The sequence below is a fragment of the Anaplasma bovis genome, from assembly GCF_036903315.1.
Taxonomy (GTDB): Bacteria; Pseudomonadota; Alphaproteobacteria; order Rickettsiales; family Anaplasmataceae; genus Anaplasma; species Anaplasma bovis.
In genome coordinates this window covers 1-24765 of the sequence record NZ_JAWLNY010000010.1, presented here as the reverse complement: position 1 = coordinate 24765, position 24765 = coordinate 1, and the positions used below count along the sequence as shown (strand labels likewise).

The 24765-nt window shown below is 44.0% G+C and carries 25 protein-coding genes and 1 pseudogene; 11 read left to right on the top strand and 15 right to left on the bottom strand.

Going from position 1 to position 24765, the window contains the following annotated elements; translation table 11 throughout:
* Window positions 1-358 precede the first annotated feature (358 nt).
* Genes R4I06_RS01730 through R4I06_RS01720 form a run of 3 tightly spaced genes read right to left on the bottom strand, consistent with a single transcriptional unit; the run spans window position 359 to window position 1785 of the window.
* Window positions 359-496 (bottom strand): hypothetical protein, encoded by a 138-nt coding sequence (locus R4I06_RS01730; RefSeq protein WP_334413768.1) that lies wholly within the window; start codon window positions 494-496, stop codon window positions 359-361.
* 4 nt (window positions 497-500) lie between these two features.
* Window positions 501-824, bottom strand: coding sequence for an Asp-tRNA(Asn)/Glu-tRNA(Gln) amidotransferase subunit GatC (gene gatC, locus R4I06_RS01725; protein ID WP_334413767.1), 324 nt, complete (start codon window positions 822-824; stop codon window positions 501-503).
* Complete coding sequence (locus R4I06_RS01720) at window positions 802-1785, bottom strand: ribose-phosphate diphosphokinase (RefSeq protein WP_334413766.1); 984 nt, start codon at window positions 1783-1785, stop codon at window positions 802-804. Before R4I06_RS01720 ends, gatC begins: the two co-directional genes overlap by 23 nt.
* A gap of 62 nt (window positions 1786-1847) precedes the next feature.
* Here R4I06_RS01720 and R4I06_RS01715 point away from each other — a divergent pair, with 62 nt between their 5' ends.
* A complete protein-coding gene (locus R4I06_RS01715) occupies window positions 1848-2933 on the top strand; it encodes an Mrp/NBP35 family ATP-binding protein (RefSeq protein WP_334413765.1) in 1086 nt (361 codons plus the stop codon).
* Between the two features lie 83 nt (window positions 2934-3016).
* Here the strand turns inward: R4I06_RS01715 and R4I06_RS01710 are convergent, their stop codons facing one another.
* The gene (locus R4I06_RS01710) at window positions 3017-4225 is read right to left on the bottom strand and encodes a TolC family protein (RefSeq protein ID WP_334413764.1); all 1209 of its coding nucleotides are present in this window, start codon (window positions 4223-4225) and stop codon (window positions 3017-3019) included.
* A 248-nt stretch (window positions 4226-4473) separates the two neighbouring features.
* Between R4I06_RS01710 and rplM the strand changes: the two genes are divergently transcribed.
* From rplM to dnaN, 7 genes are all read left to right on the top strand, one after another.
* Entirely contained in the window at window positions 4474-4947 is a 474-nt protein-coding gene (gene rplM / locus R4I06_RS01705; RefSeq protein WP_334413773.1) for a 50S ribosomal protein L13, read from the top strand.
* The gene (rpsI, locus tag R4I06_RS01700) at window positions 4937-5380 is read left to right on the top strand and encodes a 30S ribosomal protein S9 (RefSeq protein ID WP_334413763.1); all 444 of its coding nucleotides are present in this window, start codon (window positions 4937-4939) and stop codon (window positions 5378-5380) included. Before rplM ends, rpsI begins: the two co-directional genes overlap by 11 nt.
* A 50-nt stretch (window positions 5381-5430) precedes the next feature.
* A complete protein-coding gene (ppa, locus tag R4I06_RS01695) occupies window positions 5431-5967 on the top strand; it encodes an inorganic diphosphatase (RefSeq protein WP_334413772.1) in 537 nt (178 codons plus the stop codon).
* Window positions 5968-6267: 300 nt separating this feature from the next.
* Window positions 6268-6912, top strand: coding sequence for an ECH_1013 family putative transcriptional regulator (locus R4I06_RS01690; RefSeq protein ID WP_334413762.1), 645 nt, complete (start codon window positions 6268-6270; stop codon window positions 6910-6912).
* Between the two features lie 292 nt (window positions 6913-7204).
* Complete coding sequence (locus tag R4I06_RS01685) at window positions 7205-8062, top strand: response regulator transcription factor (protein WP_334413761.1); 858 nt, start codon at window positions 7205-7207, stop codon at window positions 8060-8062.
* A 64-nt stretch (window positions 8063-8126) separates the two neighbouring features.
* On the top strand, window positions 8127-8744 hold the full coding sequence (locus R4I06_RS01680; RefSeq protein WP_334413760.1) for a ribonuclease D: 618 nt from the start codon (window positions 8127-8129) through the stop codon (window positions 8742-8744).
* 74 nt (window positions 8745-8818) lie between these two features.
* Complete coding sequence (dnaN, locus tag R4I06_RS01675; protein WP_334413759.1) at window positions 8819-9967, top strand: DNA polymerase III subunit beta; 1149 nt, start codon at window positions 8819-8821, stop codon at window positions 9965-9967.
* A 120-nt stretch (window positions 9968-10087) separates the two neighbouring features.
* Here dnaN and R4I06_RS01670 read toward each other — a convergent pair whose 3' ends face one another.
* The 3 genes from R4I06_RS01670 to purD form a co-directional block, all read right to left on the bottom strand.
* Window positions 10088-10213 carry a hypothetical protein gene (locus R4I06_RS01670; RefSeq protein WP_334413758.1) on the bottom strand — a complete coding sequence of 42 codons (126 nt, stop codon included), beginning with the start codon at window positions 10211-10213 and terminating at the stop codon, window positions 10088-10090.
* Between the two features lie 1105 nt (window positions 10214-11318).
* Window positions 11319-11711 carry a preprotein translocase subunit YajC gene (gene yajC / locus R4I06_RS01665; RefSeq protein ID WP_334413757.1) on the bottom strand — a complete coding sequence of 131 codons (393 nt, stop codon included), beginning with the start codon at window positions 11709-11711 and terminating at the stop codon, window positions 11319-11321.
* 72 nt (window positions 11712-11783) lie between these two features.
* Window positions 11784-13049, bottom strand: a complete 1266-nt coding sequence (purD, locus tag R4I06_RS01660; RefSeq protein WP_334413756.1) for a phosphoribosylamine--glycine ligase — start codon at window positions 13047-13049, stop codon at window positions 11784-11786.
* A gap of 168 nt (window positions 13050-13217) precedes the next feature.
* On the opposite strand from purD, the gene bamD reads away from it, so the two are divergent.
* Window positions 13218-14009, top strand: a complete 792-nt coding sequence (gene bamD, locus R4I06_RS01655; protein WP_334413755.1) for an outer membrane protein assembly factor BamD — start codon at window positions 13218-13220, stop codon at window positions 14007-14009.
* Here bamD and cyoE read toward each other — a convergent pair.
* From cyoE to coxB, 3 genes are read right to left on the bottom strand one after another with little or no spacing between them, the layout of a single operon-like run.
* A complete protein-coding gene (gene cyoE / locus R4I06_RS01650) occupies window positions 13999-14904 on the bottom strand; it encodes a heme o synthase (RefSeq protein WP_334413754.1) in 906 nt (301 codons plus the stop codon). The genes bamD and cyoE overlap by 11 nt on opposite strands.
* A gap of 2 nt (window positions 14905-14906) precedes the next feature.
* Complete coding sequence (gene ctaD / locus R4I06_RS01645) at window positions 14907-16475, bottom strand: cytochrome c oxidase subunit I (RefSeq protein WP_334413753.1); 1569 nt, start codon at window positions 16473-16475, stop codon at window positions 14907-14909.
* Between the two features lie 49 nt (window positions 16476-16524).
* Window positions 16525-17295 carry a cytochrome c oxidase subunit II gene (gene coxB, locus R4I06_RS01640; RefSeq protein WP_410519370.1) on the bottom strand — a complete coding sequence of 257 codons (771 nt, stop codon included), beginning with the start codon at window positions 17293-17295 and terminating at the stop codon, window positions 16525-16527.
* Window positions 17296-17646: 351 nt separating this feature from the next.
* On the opposite strand from coxB, the gene metG reads away from it, so the two are divergent.
* Window positions 17647-19200: a methionine--tRNA ligase gene (gene metG / locus R4I06_RS01635; protein ID WP_334413752.1), complete on the top strand. Its 1554-nt coding sequence runs from the start codon at window positions 17647-17649 to the stop codon at window positions 19198-19200.
* 5 nt (window positions 19201-19205) lie between these two features.
* Here the strand turns inward: metG and R4I06_RS01630 are convergent, their stop codons facing one another.
* Genes R4I06_RS01630 through hslV form a run of 3 tightly spaced genes read right to left on the bottom strand, consistent with a single transcriptional unit; the run spans window position 19206 to window position 21995 of the window.
* Window positions 19206-19919 carry a class I SAM-dependent methyltransferase gene (locus R4I06_RS01630; RefSeq protein WP_334413751.1) on the bottom strand — a complete coding sequence of 238 codons (714 nt, stop codon included), beginning with the start codon at window positions 19917-19919 and terminating at the stop codon, window positions 19206-19208.
* A gap of 2 nt (window positions 19920-19921) precedes the next feature.
* Window positions 19922-21421 carry an ATP-dependent protease ATPase subunit HslU gene (gene hslU, locus R4I06_RS01625; protein WP_334413750.1) on the bottom strand — a complete coding sequence of 500 codons (1500 nt, stop codon included), beginning with the start codon at window positions 21419-21421 and terminating at the stop codon, window positions 19922-19924.
* Window positions 21422-21425: 4 nt separating this feature from the next.
* Window positions 21426-21995, bottom strand: a complete 570-nt coding sequence (gene hslV, locus R4I06_RS01620) for an ATP-dependent protease subunit HslV (RefSeq protein ID WP_334413749.1) — start codon at window positions 21993-21995, stop codon at window positions 21426-21428.
* A gap of 623 nt (window positions 21996-22618) precedes the next feature.
* Here hslV and rho point away from each other — a divergent pair.
* Window positions 22619-23953, top strand: a complete 1335-nt coding sequence (gene rho, locus R4I06_RS01615; RefSeq protein WP_334413770.1) for a transcription termination factor Rho — start codon at window positions 22619-22621, stop codon at window positions 23951-23953.
* Between the two features lie 34 nt (window positions 23954-23987).
* On the opposite strand, the gene R4I06_RS01610 is transcribed toward rho, so the two are convergent.
* Together R4I06_RS01610 and R4I06_RS01605 are read right to left on the bottom strand one after the other, a co-directional pair.
* Window positions 23988-24365, bottom strand: a complete 378-nt coding sequence (locus R4I06_RS01610; RefSeq protein ID WP_334413748.1) for a hypothetical protein — start codon at window positions 24363-24365, stop codon at window positions 23988-23990.
* A 173-nt stretch (window positions 24366-24538) separates the two neighbouring features.
* Window positions 24539-24765 (bottom strand): annotated as a pseudogene (locus R4I06_RS01605) (dihydrolipoyl dehydrogenase); the annotation flags it as partial.

Genomic DNA, 24765 nt, shown 5'->3' with positions numbered 1-24765 from the left:
CAGAGATAACTCACAGCCCAAACTCTGTAGCACGTTGTTATACGACTCTTCGAACTGTAAAGCACCCCATATGGGAAATGACTGACGAAGACAGAACTTCGTCCTTGATGTTTCCTTCGGCGACAACGCTCCCACGTGTCTGAGAATGCTTGGAAATGAAAATGGACGTCCTCAATCCTGCAGTCAGAGATAACTCACAGCCCAAACTCTGTAGCACGTTGTTATACGACTCTTCGAACAGTAAAGCATCCCATGTGGGAAGTGACCGACGAAGACAGAACTTCATTCTTTATGTCTACTTCGGTGATAACGTCCTCACGCATCTGCGAATGCTTTTAAGAAGTGCTCCAGCTATATCTCATAGGCTCAATATCTGTGGTATCCACCTCGGATAATACTCCGCGAACCACGATATTACGGCACTGAGCTCACTGCAGTAAGTATCCACCTTGGCTTTCTCTATCCAGACTCTCACAGCCCAAACTCTGTAATCCATTAAATTACACGACCCTTCGAACAGTAAAGCATCCCATATGGGATGTGACTGACGACGAAAGAACTTCGTCCTTGATGTTTCCTTCGGTGACAACGTCCTCACGCATCTGCAAGTGCTTTTGAGAAGTGCTCCAGCCATACCTCATAGGCTCAATGTTTGTGGTATCCACCTCTGATAGTACTCCGAACCACGATATTACTTCACTAAGCTGACTACAGTAAGTACCCACCTTGGCTTCATCTATCTCGACCTTCACAAGCTTTGCAACTCTCAAGAGCTCTTCAGGGGTTACCGTAATAGTACTTTCATTGTTTGTGCTTTCCGACATCTTTTGCTACTCCCAATACTGCGCTTGAAAGCAAATACTCACTTATAAGCGTATCCATAGGTACTACCTTTATCTTTTCATTGGCAATATCAGTATTATGTATTGTGTTCGTAATCACCAATGAATCGAGCTCAGAAGCACTTATCGTGTCAGGAGCTCTTCCAGATAATACGCCATGTGTAACATATCCGTGCACGCTCATGGCTCCCCGTGCCTTCAGTGCTGCAGCGGCGTTGCATAAAGTGCCCCCAGAGTCTATCAAGTCATCCAAAATAAGACAATGACGCTCCCTAACATTTCCAACAACGTGCACCACTTCAGAGATACCCGGACTCTCCCTGTATTTGTCTATTATTGCTACTTGTATGGAGTTTACACCGCACTTCTTCGATAGATCACGAACGAAAGCCCTCACTCTATTCAAAGCCCCGTAATCCGGCGCTACCACAACAAGCTTTTCCAAAAGATGACTGCCCACAATATTAGCCACCATGACGCTATTTGCAGAAATGCTGGTGAACGGAACGTCGAAAAATCCCGCGATTTGGCTTGAATGTATGTCCACGGTCACGATCTCATCAACACATGAAGTGCTTAGCAAGCGCGCGATGGCCTTGGCGCTGAGCGCTGATGCATATACCTGCGTATCTTCCCTATACATAATCCTGTCCTGCCTTGCATAGCCCATATAAGGTATCACGGCAACGACCCTCGCACTGGGAAGTATACGTCTTACAGCGTCTGCAAGTAGAACCAGCTCAATTATATTATCACTAGAAGGCGCGCATAGAGACTGCATAAGTACAACACACCCGCAACCATGAAGCTCACTAGCAGGGATTTCAACGTTAATTTCGCCGTCAGAAAACCTAGAAACGCACGGCACCACGACAGGAATACCAGACAGATTCGATACACCTCTAGCCAGGGCTTCGGAAGTGCTTCCAGGGACTACTATCATAAGACAAATCTGATGAGCATTACCATGCTCGCATAATAAGTTGCTGTGCCACAAAAGTAAACATGTTTTCTATAACTGTGATAGCATTACTGAGTGTACGTGATTTTATATTTCAATTTATGGATAGAGAGAAAGAGATTTTGAGGGTTATAGGTAATATTATTGATCCTGAAACACGTACAAAAATATCCGACATCGGGGAGCTGCGTGTTACCGTAAACAAGGGTCATGTAGGTATCATCCTAAAGGTTTTTACATACAGAGACAAAGCGTGGGAACAACACTTTAAGACTCTGTGCGAAAAGGCCATCAAAGATGTTATGAGCGACATATCCAGTATTAACGTTGTTTTGGTATGCAAGCGTAATCCCGTACAAAATAAGACAGAAATAAAAGGTGTGAAAAATATCATCGTAGTAGTCTCCAGCAAAGGAGGAGTGGGAAAATCTACAGTTTCTGCAAATGTGGCGCTAGCGCTATGTAAGATGGGATACAAAACAGCACTCGTAGATGCCGATATTTATGGTCCCTCGATACCAAGTATCATAGGCACCGAAGTTATGGCAGAGGTAGACGACGAAGGGAATATAATTCCAATTGAGTCTCGTTGTGGCATGAAAAGCTTGTCTATGGCCAATTTGCTTCCAGACTCAGGTAGAGCTGTTATATGGCGTGGCCCCATGCTAACGAAAGCGATAAATAAGCTTATGTTGGGGACAAAGTGGTCTGATATAGACTACATGCTCATAGATACTCCGCCGGGTACTGGGGACATCCACATTAGTCTCATTAATAGCTTCGTGGTGAATGGAGCTTTGATTGTATCCACGCCGCACTCCTTGTCCATAGAACAAGCAACTAAAACGTGTGACATGTTGAAGCACCTTGGAGTTAAAGTGCTGGGTGTAGTAGAGAATATGAGTTATTTTTCTGATCCCCAGACCAAAGACAAGCAATATATTTTTGGTAAGGGTAGCGTTAAAGAGTTGTCTGCTACCTTGGGTTTTCCAGTGTTAGGAGAAGTTGAGATAGACTCCAGGATATGCAGAAGCTTTACAGGCAGAGACTTTGAAGAGCTAGACAAGGATCTGTGCGACTTATACAAAGGAATTGCTACAGGCATGCTGAAGAGCATGGGGCAGCTGTAAGTCAGCTATCAGCCTAGCTTTGTGTGCAAAATAGTACGAGGCGCGAGACATTGCGGATTACGCGTTCACGCACCTATGTGGCATTACATAAACTGCCCAATCAAAGCGAGCAAACTGTACTGATTAATGATAAAATTGTTCTGAGCATTTATGAGGTTAACTTTGGCCTTCAAAAGCTCCTGTTCAACATTCAAAACGTCCAGCGCTGTCTTCAAGTCTAACTCGGACTCCTTTGTTATCGCAGCAAGGGCCACTTCTGTATACTTAACAGCTTCATTTACTGACTGAAGCAGAAACTTTGAAGCTATAAGTTCCTCCCAAGCATTTGTTACAAGGGCCTCCACTGTTTTATATGTCTCATGCATGGAAAAGAAACTCTGCTGCTTTGCCTTGTAGGCACGATCTATGCCTATAAACCCAGCACCGTGTTCAAAAATAGGCAGCTGAAGCTGTACTTTCAGATGGTGTGAAGCATGCCCCACATCCTTTCCCAGAAAAGTTTCTGTCGCCTGAGCAGTAAGAGAGGGAAGCTTCTTTGCTACCGACAGCGCCACATCACATTTTGCTGCTTGGTACATATTCTTCGACATATTTATAGTCAGATTGTCTAGCATCGCCATTTCCAAAGCTTCTTCTAGGGACGTGGGAATTTGTAACTTGCGTTTTGGATACTCAAGATCGGTAGGTGACTCCCCAACAAGACGTGTGTATTCTGTAACCACAGACTTGAGTTTACTCCTCGCATTTACCGCGTCAGACTTTGATTGAGCATACTTTGCCTTGGCTTTAGCTAATTCGGTCTTCGTTATTTCTCCTACAGCAAAACGCTTTTCTGCTGCAGTCAAATGTTCTCTCATAAGGATAACATTCTTCTCATTCAACTTGTCCACTTCAGTGGCGCTAAGCACGCCCATATAGGCCTTTATTGTATCTAGAAGTACTTTCTGCCGCGCAATAGCAAAGTCGATATCCTGGACTTTGTGTACGTATCTGGCTTTATCTAGACTTAACATTGCTGTTCCGTTAAACAGAGGTTGAGTCAACGTTATAAGAGAAGTCTTTTTTGTCCCTGATAAGTGCCCAGTATCTGTCATCACGAAGCTATAATCGATTCGGGGAAGTATGCCGCTTATTGCCGTGCCAACAATCTCACGTTTACCGCTAAGATTTTTATACATACTGGCGCGTATAGATGAATTGTTGCTCAGAGTTTTGCTCAGTGCCTCATCTAGCGACGTAGCATGGGCCCCAAACGATATTAAGAAAAGTGAAGAAAGCAAAATAAGTCGCATCTGCAACCGCCAGCAAATATCATATCCTGGCTCATGATATGGAAAATAACAGCCTGCGCAAGGGTTAAATAATTAGGCACAACGCGTCGAAAATTGCCTGTGTTTGCGGAGCAATTTGTAACTGTGCGTAGCGCTCATAGCAGGGGGATATTGATGTAGCTTGTCTTACTATTTGGTTTAAATTGACAAGCTTTAGATATGATAGTAGAGTGCAAAAGCGTGTACATGTGATTTGTGGTCCGTATCAAATGAGAACTTTTTCTATAAAGGCTGGTGAGATAAGTAAACGCTGGATTCTCATTGATGCCAAGGATATGGTGGTTGGTAGGCTTGCTGCCTATATTTCGTCCATCTTGAGAGGTAAGCACAAGCCTGAGTATACGCCTCACATGGATTGTGGTGACAATGTCATAGTGGTAAATGCCGATCTGGTTAGATTTACCGGTGGTAAGCGAAAAGATAAGGTTTATTACAGGCACACTGGGTACCCCGGTGGTCTGAAGAGCAAAACTCCTGATGATATATTTCGTTCCGGGTGCTCCAGCGATATAGTGAAACTCGCTGTGTGGAGGATGCTGGGTGATGGTGTTCTAGCTAGAAAGCGTTTCAGGAATCTGAAAGTCTATGGTGGGGCTGAGCATGCTCATGGAGCTCAGATGCCGGTTGCTGTTGACTTTGGAGCTCTTAACAGGAAGAATGGAAGGAGAGAGGATGATAGATAGTGACGCGGCTGTTGCTGGGTCTGGCAAGCCTAAGGGTGAAGTAGGTAAGTTGGGTGCTTATGGTACCGGAAAGAGAAAAACCTCTGTAGCTAGGGTATGGGTCAAGGCAGGGGGTGGTACTATAACCGTCAACGGTATTGAGTTTAGCAAATACTTTTGCAGGGCTTCTTTATGCAGGAGAGTGCAGAATCCGTTTGGTGTTGCTTCTGTTTTGGGATGTTACGATGTCAAAGCTACGGTAGCAGGAGGAGGACTTTCTGGGCAGGCTGGAGCTGTTGCGCATGGTATCAGTAAGGCCTTGAAAGATATCAATCCTTCGCTTAGGCAGTTGCTTAGTCAGGCTGGGCTTCTCACTAGGGACTCCAGAGTGGTAGAGCGTAAGAAGTACGGTCAGCATAAGGCACGTAAGAAGTGTCAGTTTTCAAAGAGATAGTTTGGTTAGAATCTGCTCCGGCAGTTCGTTAGGTTTTGCTTATGGGAGAGATGGGTATTAACTCTTTAGGTTGTGGTGAGAATGCTCCTGAGGAGGTTGATGTTTTCATAGAGATAAGTCAGAACTCTCTTCCTGTGAAATATGAGATGGACAAGAGAAGTGGTTTTCTGAAGGTCGACAGATTTCTTCTCACTTCTATGCATTATCCATGCAACTATGGTTTTATTCCAGGCACTATTGCAGGAGATGGAGACCCAGCTGATGTGCTTGTGTTGACTAGATTTCCTGTGATGCCGGGCGCAATCATTTCTTCGCGTCCCATAGGGGTTTTGATGATGCGTGATGAAGCTGGGGAAGATGTTAAGATACTTGCGGTACCTGCTGCGGGCATTGATCCGTATTACGAAGAAGTACGCAGTTATAGAGACTTGCCCACGTCTTTTGTAGAGTCTGTGGAGCACTTTTTTTCTTCTTATAAGGATTTAGAAAAGGGCAAGGTTGTTTCTATAGGCAGCTGGGAAGATGCTGCTGTTGCAAAGCAGCTTGTTCTATCGGCGATAAATCTGTTCAATGAGAAGAAAAATTAAGGAGACGCGCACCGCATTTAGTGGATGCTCCATATTCCATGGGGAGTCTTGATTTTAGCCCCCTGAATACGGATCTGAAAAGCATGAAATAGAAAATACCCCGTATTATACATCCGAAATTAACACTATTCATACTACTTATTTATGGTAAGGGTAGAATTTTTCCTTATGCTATACCAGTAAATTTATTAACTTGCTATTGCACGATCATAAAATTGTCTAGCAATTGGGACATTAATACTTGAGTTTATGTACTGAAAATTGTACAAGCTGTAATAATGTTAACTGTAAGGCGAGTTTATGGAGAATCGAGGTGGGTGCAGCAGTATAGTTGCCAGAATAAGGTCTCAAATGGACAGGATTGGTATTAATGCTAGGGAGCTTGCTGAAAAGGCTTCTGTTGGGAAATCGTTTGTATATGATATTTTAAGTGGCAAATCTAGTAATCCTACGTCCAAAAAGCTAATGGCCATAGCTGAGGTGTTACAAGTGCCTCTAGCGTACTTAGTAGGCAATGATGATGGGTTATGCGATGTAGCTTATGGTGGAATGTCGGCGGTATCCTACCTGGAGGAGGATGAAGATAGCCAGCATGATACCAAGAATAAGCACTCAAAATTCTACGTTCATGCGGGCGAAAATCTACCATTTAACATAAAAAATTTACGCTTCTACGACGTTAGAGGAGATAGCATGTCTCCTACCTTGATAGGGCAGGATGTTGTCTTAGTGGATATATCGGATAAGGTTGCACACCCTGCGGGAGTATTCGTCATAAAGGATTCCATGGGTATGTTGATCAGAAGGCTGGAATACGTAAGAGAAAATGGCGATATAGTGTTGCATGTTGTATGTGACAACAAAAAGTATTCCTCTTACGAGTGCACAGTAGATGACATAAAAATACTGGGTCGTGTGATATGGTATGCCAGGGCTCTTTGGTGAAGTGGGTGTTCTGCTGTAGATTGAAGAATGTGTATTAATATATCGTTAATACACATTCAATTCATACTTATTTCGTCCTACATGGGTGTTGAGTAAGTATTGGTGAATACTATAATGGCATAGTGGCAGTGCTTGATGTGTTGTATGTGCAACGTACCTGAAATATGTTATACATTTTTGCTATCAGAGCTGATTATAGCGGCCATGTGTGTGTTAATGTGGTGAGGTAGAATGTGCTTTTTGGGGGCGGCGGGCACGACGTGGACTTTTGTTGGGATTTTTGAGGTGGTTTATGCGCATATTGTTGATAGAGGATGATGTTGCTTGTGCTAAAGCTGTGGAGGCTTCACTCTCTTCGGAAGGACACTTCTGTGAGACCATGCTGTCTGCTCAGGATTGTTATGGCAGCATAGTTCCTCAAAACGATGATTATGATGTTGTAATACTGGATATACATTTTCCTGGGAAAGTGGATGGGTACGATATATTGGTGAAACTTAGGGAATCTGGCATAAAGGTTCCTGTGCTCATACTGTCGTGTATTTCGTCTGTTGCTCACAAAGTTAAGGGGCTATATTACGGCGCTGATGACTATATAACTAAGCCTTTTCACAAGAGTGAGCTACTTGCGAGGATAAAGGCTATAGTGCGCCGTACAAGGGGTCACCCTGAGTCCATAGTAAGAGTTGGTAATATATCTATTAACCTTGATCATAAGTGTGTTGAGTGCAATGGCTCCATCGTCCACTTGACAAAGAAGGAATATGGAATGATAGAGTTGCTTTCTTCGCGCATTGGCACGGTCCTTACCAAAGAGATGTTTTTATCTCATCTATATAGGGAGCTGGATGAGCCTTCAGACGACAAGATAATAGATGTTTTCATGTGTAAGCTGCGTAAAAAGCTGAAAATGGCTAACAATGGTAAGAATTACATAGAGACGGTTTGGGGTAGGGGATACGTATTGAAGGAGTGTCCTAGTGAAGATGATGACCAAACAAACTCTGCTGCTTCATCTGGGGGGAATTCTGTTGGCGCTAGGGACTCTGCTAAAGTTAGGGAGGAAGAAACAGCTGCCAAGCCCTCTGAATCAGGTTACGAGTGGGGTGAAGAAGGCGTAGAGAGGAGAAATTACGCAGAGGAAGCGTAGTCTTTGTTGTGATTTTTCCGGGCGTATGATAGAGTCCTTGCTATGTAGTAGCATTTGGTAACATGTGTCTGTATTTGTACACGATGGTGATTTGCCTGATGGTCTAGATCTGGGCAATTTGGTTGCTGTTGATACGGAGACTATGGGTTTGGTCTGCAGAAGAGACAGGGTATGTTTAGTGCAGCTGTCTTCAGGTAATGGCGATGCCCATTTAGTGAAGTTTAACGGCTCCAGCTATGCTGCTCCGAATCTTAGGAAGGTCCTTTCAGGGCCTGATGTGGTAAAGATATTCCATTTCGCTAGGTTTGATGTGGCAGCAATACGTCACTGCTTTGGAATGTGGGCGGTTCCTTGCTATTGCACAAAAATAGCATCGCGCCTGGTGCGCACGTACACAAATCATCATGGATTGAAAGATTTGTGTTATGAATTACTTGGTGTGAAGATAAATAAGGCCCAGCAGTCTTCTGATTGGGGCAGGGAGGTTTTGACTGCAGAACAGCTTAGTTATGCGGCCACGGATGTGATATATCTGCACTCCATAAAGAAAAAATTGGATATGATGCTAGAGCGCGAAGAAAAGCAGGATCTAGCAGAATCTTGTTTCAAATTTATACCAGTAAGGGCTGAACTTGATCTGTTAGGATGGGACGGAGTCGATATATTTAGCCATCAAGTGTAATCGCAATGGTAGGGGTCTTGTTGACATGTGCTGCGTATTGTGCGTAGAATCCTACACGTTGTAGACTGGTACGTATGGGTTGTGTGGTGCACGAAGGGCTTGATTTCAGTATAAGTCGGGATGATCTTCTACAGTCTCTGGGTTATGTAAGTGGCGTTATAGAGAGGCGCAACAATATAGCGGTGCTCTCTTGTGTCAGGATGGAGGCTAAGAATAATGTTGTAGAGCTTACATCTACCGACTTGGATGTCTCTATAGAAGCGCGTGTTAATGCCAACATCTTGTCAGAGGGGGTTGCTGTAGCATCTGCACAGCTGTTATACGATATAGTCAGAAAGCTCTCTGGCGACTCAGACATAAGATTCAAGATGGAAGGCGGGAAACTGCTCATTACCTGTGGTGGTGCTAGGTTCTTTTTGCATGTTATTGAAGCGGGGAAATTCCCTACTATCGAGGCAGGAGACTTAGATCACACTTTTGACATACAAGCATCGTGTCTTGCAGATCTGCTTAATAAGACCAAGTTTTCCATGTCTGTTGAGGAAAGTCGCTACAATCTTAGGGGTGTATATCTTCATATTGATGATGCGACATTGTCGTGTGTTGCTACGGATGGTCATAGGTTGTCGCTGGCAAGAGTAGATAAGCCAGAGGGGTTAGATTCATCTGTGGGTGTTATAATACCGCGTAAGACCGTTAACGAAATCCTGAAGGTTATAGGTAGTGGCAGCAGTGTTGGGGGAGGGGATGCTTCTTCCAGCGTGGTAAGAGTCGGGCTGTCTAGCAGTAAAATATGCTTCAGGTACAGGGGATATTTCATGATTTCCAGGGTTGTGGATGGTCTTTTTCCAGACTACAACTCCGTAATTCCCAATGACGAAAGTGTTAACTGTGTGTCCATGGACACGAGTGTGCTATTAGGGGCTGTTGACAGGGTTTCCGTTGTGGTTTTCGATAAGGTAAAGGCTATAAAGCTGTCTTTTAGCAGTGGGAAGCTTACTTTAAGCTCGGCTTCCAGCGAGCAGGGCGATGCTACAGAGGAGTTATCTATCGATTATGAGGGAAGTGATATCACCATAGGGCTAAATGCAAGATACCTCATGGAAGTTTTAGGGTGCATAAAAGGTGCGTGCAGCATTGTTTTTAGCACTTGTGACTCTGCAGTACTAATAAAGGACGGAGAGCATCACGGACTTCACTTAATAATGCCAATGAGGACCTAGGAGGTCGGAGTAAGCGCAGGAAATCCCGTGGGATCTTTCTTGAAAGAAGAGCCTTTTACATTTTACTGAACTTTCAGCACTGATAGCGTTATTTGATATCATCATTAGGAGGGTGCTCTTTCATAACTCTACTATACCTTGCGGCATAATCCCATATAGAACAGGGCCATCACAGGTAGACAATTCCTCATTTATCGTTCTTTCTGCGAAGATAACTACCCTAGATCTCAGGATTTCTTCACTCACAGTGCGCCCTAATGATGTAAATGAGGACCTATGAGAAAAGAATTACCGGAGCAAGGAACGTGAAAACTCCCAGTTAGTTCATGCCTGATGATCTTCCCATATGGATTGGAGTATATATCATAATAGGCAGAGACGCTCCCCTAGTAGCTCCGTAACTTTCAAGAGTTCTTACAACGCAGTCCAACAGAGGATAGGCCTCTCCAACCTTGCATAATGATTCTTTAATGAGAACCTATGAAAAAAAAAAGAATACCGAAGCAAGGAACTGGGGTAAGCTTCAAGTAGGGTAATGCATAGCGATAGTGATCTTCCCATATGGATTGAGGTAGGTATCATAGTAGGCAGAGACGCTTCCTCGCGGCTTGTCTCAGTTCATAATGGAAATGGAAACTTTGAGAGGCAGGAGTAGCAAGGAAAAATCCCCTGTAACTCCTTGAAAGGGTTGTACATTTCATGCATCTTTCTACGTGGATAGGTATAGTGTTGGGTCTCATTATCAGGCATGCTCCATTTTAATCATGAACTCAAGAATTCCATGCAGCATACAGCTCCACAGAGGATAGGGGGCATCATAATTTAAACAGACAACTACTCATTACTTGTATCTCGGTCCATGAGAAGACTTGAGGGGCAAGTACAGGAAAACACGTGGGACCTGAGAAGAGGAGTTTCTACCTACATTTCACTGAATCTTCTTGCGGAGTTGGGTCTCACATCATTCGGCAGATGCTACCTTGAAGAGTTCGATACCTTCCTGAACGGACGAGGGATATTATGTATCATCACTGTAGGAACACTGCTCCCCGTCCTTTATGCCAGATGATACCGCGTTACATCTTACTGTGTGGGTAGAGTGTTGGGTATCATAATTTAAGAGATAACTCCTCATTACTTGTGCTTCAGTTCATAGTGGAAATGAGAACTTTAGTAGCACAGGAAAAACTCTTCGAGGAAAATTTTACACCACACAGCCTGTCTCTCTACAAGATGATGTGTAAAGGGTCCTCATTTTGCCGAAAGTGACTACTCACACTCTAGAAGAAGCAGCTTCTCATCATGACCCGGTAAAGAGTTGTGCCGCTTTCCAACAGCAAACTACAACAGACTAAGCTTTCTTCTGAGCTTGCTGCTCTGTTCCAACTGCCGTAGATGTAGCAGCTGTTTTGCTACTACCTTTACCATTTAAAACGTCAGAAACAGAAGACTTCAACACCTTTATCTCCGTATTACTACACACTTCGACGTGTAAGTACCCAGAGGAGTTGTCGACCTTTGTCACAGTCCCGAGAATTCCACCTGCTGCTATAACTTTGTCGCCTTTTTTCAAGCTATCGAGTAGCTTACTGTGTTCCTTCAACTTTTTTTGCTGAGGCCGTATAACTAAGAAATAAAAAACACAGAATATAAGAATGAGAGGAACAAAACCAGCCACAGATGCACCAATACCAGGAGCCGTCGATGCACTAGAAGCCGCAGCCGCAGAAGAACCAAAGAACATAAAAAACTACTATATACAAAACGCCCCAGGTACTCTAGCAGAGCACAGGAAAACTGTCAATCAAGGAAACCACTAATTCTCACACGCACCGATGTCGTACCGGTACCTGCCCTCTGGCCAATCCAGTAAATCAAGAGCCGCGTAAGCCTGATGTTTTGCAGCAGCAAGAGTATCAGCTGTGGCAACCACATCCAAAACCCTGCCCCCATTAGAAACCCACTTACCTTCAGAGCGTCTAGTGCCTGCGTGAAACACTTGAACATCAGGACACTTTGCGATGTCATCCAACCCATTGATCACAGAACCAACTTCATGCTGGCCAGGGTAACCCTTGCTAGCAACAACGACGCACACCGTAGATTTGTTGTTCAACTCTACCACTTCACTACCAAGGCGCCCTTTAGCAGTCAAACATATAAGCCTCAGCAGATCAGAGTCCAACCTAGGCAGTATGGCCTGAGTTTCAGGATCCCCAAATCTGACATTGTACTCGAGCAGCTTTGGTTCGTTCTTTTTAATCATGATTCCAGCGAATAACAAACCCCTAAACTGAATGCCGATGTTAAACATGGCCTTTATGGTGGGGTATACTATTCTTTGAACTATAAGATGTTCCATGTTTACTGATATCAACCCAGGCGTCGAATAAGCACCCATTCCACCAGTATTTGGCCCCTTGTCCGAGTCGTAAGCTCTCTTGTAATCTTGCACCGCGCCCAACACTACCGGATTGGTGCCATCGATGAGAGTTAAAAAGCTCACCTCCTTCCCTTCTAGGAACTCCTCTATGACCACCGCCTCACCGGACTTGCCATACTTTCCAAGCACAAGCATGTTCTCCAGCGTGTCATACGCCTCTTCCAAGTCACGACATATAACAACACCCTTCCCTTTCGATGGGCCGTCCGCCTTAATAACTATCGGAAGCTTACTTCTCTTGACGAACTGCTTGGCTGAATTTATGTCAACAAAATATCCGTACTTAGCAGTAGGTATGTTGTATCTGGTACACAATTCTTTTGTGAAACCCTTTGACGCCTCTAGCCTGGATGCAGCCCTAGATGGCCCAAAGACAAAGATGCCCTCGTCAGTGAGTGCATCAGATAAACCCTCAATCAATGGAAGCTCAGGACCCACAATCACCAGGTCTATCTTCTCACGCTTGCACAGCTGAACGACTTCTAAAAAGTCTCCAATATCGACGTCTATTACTGTTGCTAACTCAGACATCGCCTCGCTGCCAGGAGCTACAAAGAGACGTCTAAGCATAGGAGAACGACTCAGATAAGTGAGCAACGCATGTTCCCTGCCACCAGAACCAATAACAAGAACATTCATCCTGTCCTCCAGAGGGGTTTAAACTATAGCTCGAGGTAACGTACCATAAATGCGCTACTTGTCAACGGGTTTCATCGCATATTTGGGTGCAAAACTCAATTTTAAACTTGCTCCTACGTATACTTGTTTGTACAATGCCCTGGGCAGTTCTGGGGGCTGGATTTATCTATGAGATTTCTATCGAAAGTCTTTGCGGGAACTGCGGTTTTTTGTCTAATGGCTGCATCGGCTCCTGTCGTAAGTTACGGTAGTAATGCTCACGATCTAGCGAGTGCCAGATACAACATGCGCATTCTCTACAATAGTGCGATCACAAAGTATTACAAGAAGAAGTACAAGGAGGCCATTGCTCTCTTTGATAAGATAGAGGCGCTGTATCCGTTTTCCAGTGTAGCCGTGGAGAGCAGTCTTATGTCTGCCGTAGCGCATTACGAACTTGGCGACTATGATGCGGCGTATAATCTTGCTGATGGATATATTGCGGTGTATCCCAATAGTAAGATCGTAACCTACGCGTACTACCTTAGAATGGCGTCCAAGTATATGAGCATACTTGATTTGGGGCTTGACCACACGAGCGTGCTTGAAGCTAAGGAACTTGCCACTGAATTCGTAAGGATGTTCCCTGAGTCCAGATATGTGGGGGCGGTGTCATACATGTTGCAAGAAATAAAAATGCACATGGCCGCGAAAGAGTTTTTGATAGCAAAGTTTTACATGAGACGTGGCGTGCATACGGCAGCCATCGGGAGATTTAATCTACTTGTTGAACAGTATCCTGATTCAAAATACTTTGCTGAAAGCCTGTATAGGCTAGTGGAATCATACATGGCCTTAGGTGATAATGCTGCTGCAAATGCCGCCTTGCTCAAGTTAGCAGCTTTGGGTGAATCAGGAAAATCCTGGTACGAAAAAGGCATGCGCTGCATAGCCAAAGGTACAAAGAAAACTAAGACGTAATAATAACGATAGAGAAAGTCAGAAACAGATAGTATATGGAGTAGCTGAAGAGTTCCATGCATGTGCTCTTTGAAGGTTGCGGCTCTCTGTACACCGCCAGAGCACGTGTAAGAAATACCAAATTTAAACTTACAACAGAAATGCCGTATAGTAGAGGTTCTCTGGAAAATAACGCGGGAAGTAGAGATACTATGGACAAAATGATGCTATACCCCAGTATATGAGTCTGAGTTCTGCGAATAGATAGAACTGGCAGCATTGGTATTCCAGCTGCCTTGTACTCCTGGCAACCCGGAATCGACAGCGCCCAAAAGTGTGGTGGAGTCCAGAGAAACACTATGGCAAACAAGATAAAGCTCTCTAATGAAGGCATGTCCCCCGTAACGGACGTCCACCCTATCAGGGGTGGAAATGCGCCAGCCGCGCCCCCTATTACTATGTTTTGGGATGTTCGCCTTTTTAGAATCACAGTATACACGATTACATAGAAGAGTATGCTCACCAACAGGAGGAAGGCAGACGTGTAATTAACGACGATTGCCATTAAGAATACTGACAGCAAAGACAAGGTAATGCCACACTCTAGTGCTTGCTCTCTAGAAATCCGCCCCGCAGGTACAGGACGTTCCTTTGTGCGCTGCATGATGGCGTCTATGTCACTATCGTACCACATGTTTAATGCTGCTGCTCCCCCAGAACCCATAGCCACACATAACACGGATACTAGAGCTATGAAGGGGTGCAGGACACCTGGAGCTATAAATACTCCAGCGATGGCAGTAAAAACCACCAAATACATCACCCTGGGCTTCAATAGCTGCCAATAATCGCCAACAGAAGAAAAAACGCGGCAGTGGCCGTGTCCGCTACCAGATAAAGTGAGGCCACGTGTCATTTTTAATCCTTTGTTCCGTACAAGTTTGGAATTTCCTCAAAAGTATGGAAAGGAGCGGGAGAAGGAACTGTCCATTCTAGAGTGTCTCCACCCCACGGGTTAGCCTCAGCCTTTTTCCCCTTAACTAAGGTGTACACTGCAATATATATGAAAAATATCACAGATATAAACGACAGAACCGCCCCTACAGACGATATGTAATTCCAGGGTATGAAGGCATCTGGGTAATCTGGAATCCTTCTCGGCATACCTGCAAGCCCTAAGAAATGTTGCGGGAAAAATGTCACGTTTGTCGATACAAAAGTTAACCAGAAATGTATTTTACCCAAAAGCTCAGGATACTGCTTCCCCGATATTTTGCCTATCCAATAGTAAAAGCCACCATAAGCGGCAAATAGCGCAGCTATCGACATCACGTAGTGAAAGTGAGCTACGACATAGTAGGTATCATGCAGCACTCTATCAATACCTCCGTGCGACACAATAACCCCTGTAAGCCCCCCTATAGTAAATATTAGTATGAACCCTATAGCAAACAGCATAGGGGTTTTGAATTCTATCTGACCGCCCCACATAGTGGCAATCCAACTGAAAATCTTAACTCCCGTCAGAACTCCTATCAGCATAGTTGTAACGCTGTAGTAGATCACTAACTCGGCACTAATTCCTGTAGTAAACATATGGTGAGCCCATACTACAAGCCCAACTGTGGAAATTCCAACTAGGGCAAACACCATGCCTAGGTAACCAAAAACCGCCTTGTGCGAGAATGTGGAAACTATCTGGCTTACTATACCAAAAGCCGGGAATATTATTACGTATACCTCAGGATGCCCAAAAAACCAGAACAAGTGCTGAAATAATATGGGATCTCCACCTCCAGAAGGGTTGAAAAACCCCGTCCCAAAATTGCGATCCGTGAGCAGCATGGTTATTGCACCAGCTAGTACTGGCAATGATACAACCAACATGAATGAAGTGAGAAGTATAGTCCAAACAAATAGGGGCATCTTCATCAAAGTCATACCGGGAGCACGCATGTTCAAAATGGTAACTATAAAATTTATAGACCCCACTATGGATGAAATACCCGCAACGTGAAGAGCGAGTATAGCCATATCTACAGACGCATCTGGATGAGAACCTATGTAGGAAAGAGGAGGATATAATGTCCAACCCGTTCCCGGACCATCTCCTATCAGAACGGCACACAGAAGAAGTGCAAGCGAGGAGACCAACATCCAAAAGCTTAAGTTATTTAACCTAGGAAATGCCATGTCTGGAGCTCCTATCAAAAGAGGAACAAACCAATTTCCAAATCCTCCAGTCAACGCAGGCATTATCATGAAAAACACCATGATGAGAGCATGGCCCGTAACAATCACGTTGTAGAGCTGATAATTGCCATGCAATACGTCTATGTGAGCCAATTGAGCACGCAAAACCAAGGACAATGCCCCGCCCAGAACTCCACCTATAACGGAAAAGATGATGTACATTGTCCCTATATCCTTGTGGTTAGTAGAGAATAACCATCTTCTAAACCCGGTAGGTGTATGCTCACCGCTCATAATACAGCCTCCAACAAACGATACCCAAATAAAAGCAGCGCATTCACCGTTACTGTGAGGCCTTCTGCCCCTCCATCCACTCCTCAAACTGCTCAGGAGTCACCGCCTTTATTACTATAGGCATGAAGCCATGAAGTCTACCACAGAGTTCAGAACATTGTCCATAGTATACACCAGGGCTTTTAACAGAGAACCATACCTCATTTAATCTACCAGGGACAGCATCAACCTTTATTCCTAACGCAGGAACCGCCCAACTATGGATTACATCGCCACCAATTGATTGTAACAGAACTACCTTCCCTGTCGGTATTACAACCCTGTTATCTACCTCTAGCAGCCTTAGTTCTCCCTTTTCGAGCTCAGAATCCTGCTTCATGTAACTGTCGAATTTTACGCCGTGTTCCGGATACTCATATGACCAGTACCACTGATATCCTATAGCCTTCACTACCAAGTCAGCTTCAGGAATTCGCTGCTGTAGCTTTATGAGCTTAACATTACTTACTGTGAGAAACCCAACAATTAGCAGCGGAATTATCGTCCATAGCACTTCTAACAGTACATTGTGTGAGTGCGTACTGAACTTTACTGGATCGCCAGCTCTTCTACGAAATCTCACCACCACGTATGCCATCAGCAAGAAGACTATGATGGCTATCACCGACATGATCACCATCACATAGTTGTGAGACTTGACTATCTCCTCCATAATTTCAGTAACAGGTCTTTGAAACCCCATCTGCCATGGTCTGAGAGTCTCCACCGTAACTTGCATCTCAGGAAGCCACGCACCTAACCCAAAGAAGTACAGTGACACACCCACGAGAAGAGCACAAAGCATAAAGAAAAAGAAGATATAAATGAAAAACACTGCACCAAAACAGCCTTAGGGATGATACATTTTGGTTGTAAAAATGCAAGTTTTTTGTTTTCTTACACCGGCAAACGTATACCAACGTTAATGATGCGAAACAGCAGGGTACGGGCTCGTTTTAGGGCTGTAGCTTGTATTTACTTTTGGCAAAATACGAATTTCACTACCTATAAGCAGTCAAATCTAAGGCATCACAAGCATACTTTCAAACAGGCTTTGAATGCCTATGTGGAACTTGTTATAGATTTAGTGTTTCTATACAATACAATGAGGTGCTAGGATTTGGAGAATGACGTGGAATTCGGGAAGAGAAAGTCCTTTTATGTTACAACTCCCACGTACTACATAAACGATGCTCCTCACATAGGGCATTTTTACACTACCCTGATTTCTGATGTTATAGCCAGGTTCATGAAGCTTGACGGGTACCGTGTGAAATTTACAACCGGAACCGACGAACATGGTCAAAAAGTTGAAGAAACAGCTCGTAGATGTGGGGAACCGGTTAAAGTTTTTGCAGATAGAGTGAGCAGTTTGTTTGTTGATCTGATCAAGAAAGCAAAGTTTTGTTGCAGTGATTTTATTCGTACCACGGAAGAACGTAATAAAAAGGCTGCAGTTGCACTATGGGAACGCCTACAAAACAATGACAAAATATACTTCGGGCGCTACGTGGGGTTTTACTCTGTCAGGGATGAGGCCTTTTACCAGGAACGCGATCTTATAAATGGTAAAGCACCTACAGGAGCGGATGTAGAGCTAATAGAAGAACCATGCTATTTTCTAAAGTTATCCGAGCTACAAGACAAACTTCTCGAATTCTATAGGAAAAACCCTGATTTTGTTGTTCCACAAGGAAAATACAATGAAGTAATTAGCTTCGTGGAATCCGGACTCAAAGATTTGTCAGTTTCTAGATCAAAAAAACACCTATCATGGGGAGTTGAAGTTCCCGGAGATCCTGACCATTTGATTTATGTTTGGGTTGATGCGCTTTCCAACTACATTGCTTCCACTGGATTTCCAGATGAAGAGCACGAAGAGTACAAGGACTTTTGGTGCAGTGAGCACTCTATGAATGCTCACGTTATTGGGAAAGACATACTTAGATTTCATGCGGTGTACTGGCCTGCAATTCTGATGGCCGCAGATTTGCCATTGCCAAAAAAGTTAGTAGTGCACGGATGGTGGCTGAATGAAGGTCAAAAAATATCGAAGTCGCTGGGAAATACAATAGACCCCAAGAAATTGATAGATGATTATGGATTGGAAAACATTAGGTATTTTTTATTGAGCGAAGCTCCCATAGGCAACGATTTAAGCTTCAGCAAAAGTCGCCTCGTGGAACGTATAAACTGCGATCTGTCGAACAACATAGGTAACTTGGTGCATCGCACCTTGACACTGGTACACAGAGAATGTTCAGGTGCAATACCCGAGGTGTATGCAGAGAATTTTCTTGAAGTGCGTGAAGATGCTCTGCAATACGACCTAATCCTAGATGCATACATGTCCTATATGAAGGGTTATAGGATCTTTGAGGCACTGAAATATGTGATAAAGCTATCTGCAGAAGCAAATGAGTATATAGCAAAGAAAGCTCCATGGAAAATTTTCAAAGAAAATAGGCCTCTGGCAGAAGTAGTAGTTTTCAAATTGCTTGAGTATATAAGATGCATAGGGATACTTATGCAACCGTTTGTTCCCGAAGCTGCGTCGGAAATTTTGACCCAGATATCACTTCCTGCTGAAGATAGAGAGTTTTCAAGTTTTTCAAATCCCAATAAAGGAGGGGTAAAAGTGCAGAAACCTACTCCAATTTTTTCAAAGTTGGAGCAAGAGATTTAAAGTCTCTATTCACATAGTGTATCGCATTTCCAGCCACTATGTAGAGATACTATGCCGTTGCACATGCTCGTATGTGCAACCCCCCAGAATCCAGCATCTGATAGCTCTTCGGCAAACTTCTCTGGACTAGGGAATGCTCTTATGCTGTTCACTAGGTAAAAATAAGCGTGCTTGTTTTTAGTGATAAGATCGCCAATTTTTGGTATCACGAAAAAAGAATACAAATCGTACAAACTGCTAAATACGTTCTTGTTGGGCAATGGAGAAAATTCAAGGCACAAAAGATTGCCATGAGGCTTTAACACCCTATAAGCCTCACTCAGAGCTGACCGTCTGTCTGGCACATTCCGTATGCCAAAGGCTATAGTATAGTAATCGAAGTAATTGCTGGGAAATGGGAGCTGCTCTGCAGATGCACACACCCACTCTAGAATATTGCCCGAATCTATAGCCTTCTTTCTACCTATCTTCAGCACATCAGGATTTATGTCACAAACCACTATGTCTAAATTCCTGTTTCTCTTCAATGCCGCAAGTGCTATGTCTCCAGTCCCTCCTGCAACGTCCACTAAACGGCAACCAGCGCGATCCTTAACAATTCTGCTACATAGCTGCTTTTTCCACAATCTATGCAAACCTAAACTCATCACGTCATTCATTATGTCGTACTTAGACGCCACAGAAGAGAATATGGCATCTACGTCTGACTGATTCAACATGGCTACAGTATAAACTTCGATAAATCCAGCTGCTTTGAAATGCCGTCCAGCTTCTCTTTTACGTGCTTCTCATCTATTACGTACACCATACCCTTATTGTCGGAAGCTTCGTAGCTAATGTCTTCCAAAAGCTTCTCAAGAATGGTGTGAAGCCTTCTAGCACCTATGTTTTCAACCTCTCTGTTAACAGTAGATGCTATGTCCGCAATCGCGGATATTCCATCAGGAGTGAATTCCACTGTTACCCCTTCAGTTTCCATAAGAGCACGGTACTGCCTAAGGAGATTAGCTTCAGGTTCAGTCAATATTCTAACCAGATCATCGTTGCTCAGAGGCTGAAGCTCAACCCTTATAGGTAACCGTCCCTGCAGTTCTGGCAATAAATCAGATGGCTTCGCAAGGTGAAATGCACCAGATGCTATAAATAAAATATGATCCGTGGTCACGGTACCGTATTTTGTGGTTACACTAGTTCCCTCAAGCAGAGGCAGTAAATCTCTCTGAACTCCTTCCCTGTTGACTTCTCCTCGCACTTCAGTGCGCGCAGCTATTTTGTCTATCTCATCCAAGAATACAATTCCTTCATTGCTCGCAAGGTACAGCGCTTCCTTTACTATTTTGTCCTCATCTATGAGTTTCTCAGTTTCCTCATCTAGTAGAAGCTCGCGGGCATCCTTTACGGTAGTCTTTACAGTTTTCGACTGCCTATTTCCTCCCCCCAGCATCTTTTGGACTATCTCGTTTATGTTCATTATGCCAACCTGCCCCCCAGGTACACCAGGCACATCAAAAGAAGACTGAACAGCCTTTGGACTTTCCTTCACGCTTATAGATATTTCAGAGTTTTCAAATTCTCCATCCCTTAGACGCGCACGAAAAGCTTCCCTTGTCTCCAGACTTGCATCCGCGCCTACAAGACAATCGAGTATGATTTCCTCAGACATTCTCCTGGCCTGTTTCGCGACGAGTTTCTTGTGCTTTTCTTTTACTAACAGTATAGCCCTATCGACGAGATCCCGTATAATTGAGTCCACATCGCGGCCCACGTAGCCTATCTCAGTAAATTTGGTTGCTTCAACCTTTATGAACGGAGCCTGTGCTAGTTTTGCAAGACGACGCGCAATCTCCGTCTTACCAACACCCGTATGCCCTATCATGAGGATGTTCTTTGGAATTATTTCGTCCCTCAATGGCAACGAAACCATGCTGCGACGCCATCTACTCCTTAGAGCATTTGCTACAGCACGCTTTGCATTGTCCTGTCCTACGATGAATCTATCCAGCTCCTTCTTTATCTGCTTTGGGGAAAGATTACATGTTTCTTGTGCCTCGTCTTCATCGTCTGCATAGTCATACGCAGGGTAGCGGTCCGCTACGCAACCTGAGGTTTCGTCTGGTAAAATTGTCTCACCGTCTTTCGTGACTACGAAATTATTGCCGGTAGAAGCGTCGCCACCCTCAGTCTGTGCACAAGGAAACGCATTCAATTTTTTTGAATACATACTTCTAACCCTCTATTTTTTCCATGATAATGTTATTGTTAGTGTATACGCAGATTTCTGCAGCTATTTCCATAGACTTTGTCACGATGTACTCAAGACTCATGTCTACAGACATCCCGTCCTGCACCTCACATAATGCCCTTGCAGCTGCCAAAGCATAGCTTCCACCTGAGCCGATAGCAGCTATCCCGTTTTCTGGTTCTAGAACGTCACCGCTACCCGAGATTATCAGCGACACAGATTTATCGGCAACTATCATCATTGCCTCAAGCCTTCTCAAGTATTTGTCTTGGCGCCAATCTTTAGCAAGTTCTACGCATGCACGCATCAGTTGTCCGGGGTGTTTTTCAAGCTTACCTTCAAGTCTCTCGAATAAGGTAAATGCATCTGCAGTTGCTCCAGCAAACCCGGTTATTACAGTGTCTCCGGCCAAACGCTTCACTTTCCTTGCAGAAGTCTTCATTATAGTGCTACCAAGGGATACTTGTCCGTCTCCCGCAACCACAACGCTACTTCCGCGACGTATACACAGTATGGTTGTGCCGTACATTTTGGTATTATCCGTATGCTCCATAAAATACTCCTTTCGCTAGCCATTACAACATCAGCGGATGTTGTTGCAAACCTTGCTTACCCAACAGCAGAAAGCAAAAACGCCTTATTCTACAATAAATAGCAGATTTGTGTTATAATGTATCTCCAATTAATTCCTTATTCTTAAATTTTTTTGAAACGCAGGCAGCTCTTTGTGTGAGCGTGAGTTATTTACAGTAAATTAAAAATAATTGGTGTACAAAGACTACGCATGATATGCTACAGTGCGTGGGAGGTGTTCATGACCTATGCTAGAGTGCATAAGATGTACGCTACGTACCTCAATGGTAGTATTGGTTGTGCTGTCCTCTTGCGTAATTCAGCATAAAAATGTGCTTGTATGGGAAGAAGTTATGGTATAGATTCCACGCTCGTGCTTCGTCCGAAGATTTCTTCTAGTGAGATGTGGCTGTTCTTATATGAAATATTGGTTGTGTGTGTCCTGACTAAGGAATGTTGTCCTGTGCAATAGGAGGGAGGACAACTGTGGTTTGTGATTGTGAATTTTGCTGAAATGCGGTCGTATTTGGCTCGCAGTGCGTGTATGTGTTGTTGATTTTTGCTTGTTAAGTTTGGGAAAAAAGTTTTATGTCAGAAGGTGTCATGGAAAAAGAAGAGTCGATGGTTAAGAAAAGTGCGTCTCCTAGTGAACGAGTGGAAGAGGGGAAGGTACTAAACCTGTGCGAGCTGAAGAAGAAGAGTACAGGTGAGCTACTTGCCATAGCGGAAGGATTGGGAGTTGCAAGTAGTGGGAGAATGCTGAAGCAGGAAATAATATTCCAGCTCATGAAAAGAGTGATCAGCGAAGGAGGAATAGCAATAGGGGGAGGAGTAGTTGAGACCCTTCCGGACGGCTTTGGCTTTTTGAGATCTGCTGAAGCTAACTACGCTGCTAGTAGCGATGACATATACATATCTGCGGGACAGATAAAGAAATTTAACCTGAGAACTGGTGACATAGTAAGTGGAGAAATAAGGGCACCCGGCGACAAAGAGAGATATTTCACGCTGGTTAAAGCGTACAGCATAAATTATGCAGAGATAGGTAAGCTGCAGAGGTATGTGCATTTTGACGATTTGATACCTTTGTACCCCGAAGAAAGGATATTACTGGAATGTGCTGAGGAGTTCGGTAACGAGAAAAAAGGAATCAGCATGAGAGCTATAGACATTATAGCTCCGCTAGGTAAAGGACAAAGGGCGCTAATAGTTGCACCTCCGAGAGTTGGAAAGACGGTGTTGCTGCAACAAATAGCACACTCAATAGCGGTTAACCACCCCAACATGGAATTGATAGTTCTCCTCATAGGGGAAAGGCCCGAAGAAGTAACAGATATGTTGAGATCTGTTAAGGGAGAGGTTGTGAGCTCTACATTTGATGAGCCTGCGTACAGACATGTGCAGCTTGCTGAGATAGTGATAGAAAGAGCTAAGAGAATGGTAGAGCACAAGAAAGAGGTAGTAATTCTGTTGGATTCTATCACTAGGCTTGCACGTGCATATAATGAAGTTATGCCTTCGTCAGGTAAAGTTTTGACTGGAGGGGTGGACTCAAATGCTCTACAAAGACCAAAGAGGTTTTTTGGTGCGGCAAGGAACATAGAAAATGGTGGGTCCTTGACAATAATAGCCACAGCTTTAATAGAGACCGGCTCCAAGATGGATGAAGTTATCTTCGAAGAGTTTAAGGGTACAGGAAACTGTGAAATAATCTTAGACAGGAAGATAGCCGACAAGAGAATATATCCTGCAATAGATATCTCCAAGTCTGGAACTAGGAAAGAGGACATGCTCATAGAGGGAGCGCTGCTCAAGAAAGTATGGCTGCTTAGAAGGCTGTTGTCTGCTATGGGGCCTGTTGAGGCTATGGAATTTCTCAGAGATAAGCTCAGCATAGCAAAGGATAATAACGACTTTTTCGAAATGATGAATAGCTAATTCCTCAGGTCGCAAGATAGCCTCGTGTATAATTTCAGAGATAGTAGGGTGTGGAAATACGGAAGCTGCTACGTCCTAAATCCAAGGCTTCAAGTTGCATAGATACAGAGTAAGAAGCTATCATTTCTGTCACCCCGCTTCCAATAATATGAGCTCCCAACAACTCACCGGATGATGGGCATACAAGCACTTTGGCAAATCCATCAGTGTCTCCAACTGCTAGAGCTTTTCCATTGGCAGATGCTCCTGCGATCCCTACCTTAAAGTCAATACCTTGTGCTTTTGCTGCTTGTTCTGTGAGACCTATGCTCGCAATTTGTGGTATTGAATATATGCAGCTAGGTACATTTTTCTTCGCCAAGGCAGGCGCTGCTTCTTGTATGAGGCCCTCAGATTTTGCTATGTTTTCCACACATATCACAGCTTCATGACTTGCCTTGTGGGCCAGACATGGAAAACCTGCTCATCCAGTATATGAGCTCCTAACAACTCACCAGATGATGGGCATACAAGCACTTTGGCAAATCCATCAGTGTCTCTAACTGCTAGAGGTTTTCCAACAACTAAAGCTTAAGTACAGCCAATTCAGTGTGCAGCTTTTCCAAGGGCAGACAGTGTAGCCTCGTGTATAATTTCAGAAATAGTAGGGTGTGGAAATACGGAAGCTGCTACGTCTAAATCCAGGGCTTCAAGTTGCATAGATACGGAGTAAGAAGCTATCATTTCCGTCACCCCGCTTCCAATAATATGAGCTCCTAACAACTCACCAGATGATGGGCATACAAGCACTTTGGCAAATCCATCAGTGTCTC